3 protein-coding genes and 1 pseudogene are annotated in these 2,352 nt (G+C 36.3%); 2 read left to right on the top strand and 2 right to left on the bottom strand.

Annotation, left to right across the window (positions count from 1 at the left end; translation table 11 throughout):
• Nucleotides 1-159: 159 nt before the first annotated feature.
• Nucleotides 160-591, top strand: a complete 432-nt coding sequence (locus B4237_RS14005; RefSeq protein WP_286943604.1) for a carboxymuconolactone decarboxylase family protein — start codon at nucleotides 160-162, stop codon at nucleotides 589-591.
• Between the two features lie 6 nt (nucleotides 592-597).
• Nucleotides 598-1,467 carry a sigma-70 family RNA polymerase sigma factor gene (locus B4237_RS14000; RefSeq protein WP_286943602.1) on the top strand — a complete coding sequence of 290 codons (870 nt, stop codon included), beginning with the start codon at nucleotides 598-600 and terminating at the stop codon, nucleotides 1,465-1,467.
• Nucleotides 1,468-1,508: 41 nt separating this feature from the next.
• Here B4237_RS14000 and hisG read toward each other — a convergent pair whose 3' ends face one another.
• Complete coding sequence (hisG, locus tag B4237_RS13995) at nucleotides 1,509-2,192, bottom strand: ATP phosphoribosyltransferase (RefSeq protein WP_004881446.1); 684 nt, start codon at nucleotides 2,190-2,192, stop codon at nucleotides 1,509-1,511.
• Nucleotides 2,189-2,352, bottom strand: a pseudogene (locus B4237_RS13990) (UDP-N-acetylglucosamine 1-carboxyvinyltransferase); the annotation flags it as partial. The pseudogene B4237_RS13990 and the gene hisG, both read right to left, overlap by 4 nt.

Genomic DNA, 2,352 nt, shown 5'->3' with positions numbered 1-2,352 from the left:
AATGATTAATTTTCAATGAAAAATAGTAAACACTATAAAGAAACTAAGAATTTTTATAACAAATACAATTATTTATAATTAAATGTATTTTTAACTGTCACAATTTATATCCCTGAATCGTCAGTTTATTAGCAAATCCGCTGTAATTAGGAAATAAAAATGTCGAGTCATAATATCCACCCGCAAAAACATCTACCAGATGCAATTCACTATTTACAACAAGTTCATCAATATATTGAGCAATCAACACTCATCGAACGTTCACTGTATCATCTTGTCTTACTCAGAGCCTCCCAAATCAATCAACGCGCATTTTGCGTCAAAATGCACATTACTGAAGCACTCGCAGATGGTGAAACACAAACACGTTTGGATCGATTAATTGTTTGGAGACACTGCTCAGATTTCAATGTACAAGAAAAAGCTGCATTTGCTTGGGTAGAAGCTTTGACAACACTACAAGTTCAAACAGACTATGAACCTCTTCGTGTTGTGTTACTTCAATATTTCAGTGAAGCGCAAATCTCTGCTTTAACTTTACTCATTGGTATGATTAATTTATGGAATCGTATTGGTATCGCTCAACACTAAAATCAAATGAATACGACCACAAATTTCAGTAATGAAGATTTAAAGCTATTTCAGGCAAGCCGAGCATTTTTGTTTGGCCTTGCCTATCGACTTTTAGGGTCAATACATGAAACTGAGGATGTTTTACAAGAAATTTTAATCAAATGGCAGCAACAACCTAAACAAGATATTATCAATCCACAAGCTTGGCTAACCGCTGTATGCACTCGCCACTGTATTGATCTTCTACGTTCGCATCATAAATCTCGAACTGAATATATTGGAACTTGGCTACCCGAGCCATATGATCAGTCAGAAGACTTATCCATTGAATCCGATTACACGCTTTCTACCGCTTTTCTTTTAGTATTAGAAAAACTTTCCGCCAAAGAACGAGCAGCCTATTTACTGCATGATATTTTCAATTTTGATTACATCGAAATTTCAGAGTTTCTACAAGAGACTCAAAGCTATTGTCGACAATTAGTGACTCGTGGGCGGAAACATATCAAGTCAGAATCTAAAATACTTTCAACGATTCCCTCCTCACGACAACTTGTCCTGCTTCATGCTTTTAAAGATGCTGTTCATTCTCAGAATATTGAACGACTTAAAGAGTTACTGAGTCAAGATATCCAAATTGCAGCAGATGGTGGCGGCAAGGTCTCTGCAATTCGTCACCCATTTATAGGTCAATCGGATGTATTACGCTTCTTTGAACGTTTGCTCTTTATTGCGTGGAATGAGTTATCTTGGAAAATATGTCTCTTGAATGGCAATCTTGGTTTCAAACTGTACGACCACAACCAGACCTATGTAACTGCAATCACTTTTAATTTCAATCAATCACAAATCTCTGATATCTACATATTACGAAATCCAGAAAAACTCAAATAAAAAGGCCAACCTCAGTTGACCTTTTTAATTCAAAAATACGATTAACGATTTTTGATCGCCTCTTCAAGCTGAGTCAAAATTGGATTTAAGATCGCTTGTTTACGTTTAAAACTTGCCTTATTCACAATTAAGCGCGAAGAAACTTTGCAAATTTCCTCTAATGGCTCTAAGCCATTGGCACGTAAGGTATTGCCAGTATCAACAACATCGACAATATAATCCCCCAAACCAACCAATGGCGCTAATTCCATTGATCCATATAGTTTGATGACATCAACTTGCTCACCTAAGCTTGCATAATATTGACGAGTTAAATTGACATATTTGGTCGCGATTTTTAAACGACCTTTTGGTCGTTCCATTCCCACTTTACCAGCAGTCATCAACTTACAATTGGCAATCTTTAGATCAAGTAACTCATAAACATGTTGCGCACCATGTTCCATCAATACATCTTTACCCGCCACACCAAAATCCGCCGCACCATTTTCAACATAAGTAGGTACATCAGAAGCACGCAAAATTAAAATTCGTACTTTTTTATGTGTTGTTGGGAAAATCAATTTACGTGACTTATCTGGATCTTCAAGTAAATTAATGCCTGCATTTTCAAGTAACGGCAATGTTTCTTTTAAAATACGACCTTTACTGAGCGCTAAAGTTAAACCATGATCAAAATTACCCATTACATCAAAATTTGGATCATCGTTTCTTAAGTCATTCATCCTTTTACTCGCTTAATTTGAGCGCCTAAACTTTGTAATTTATCTTCAACATGTTCATAGCCACGATCGATATGATAGATACGATCAACCAGCGTCTCACCTTCTGCAACTAATGCAGCAAGAACAAGTGAGAATGAAGCACGTAAATCTGTTGCCATCA

The sequence above is a fragment of the Acinetobacter sp. UBA6526 genome (assembly GCF_002434875.1).
GTDB lineage: Bacteria > Pseudomonadota > Gammaproteobacteria > Pseudomonadales > Moraxellaceae > Acinetobacter > Acinetobacter venetianus.
Note: the sequence above shows the minus strand (reverse complement) of the source record. Positions and strands in the feature narration are given on the sequence as shown.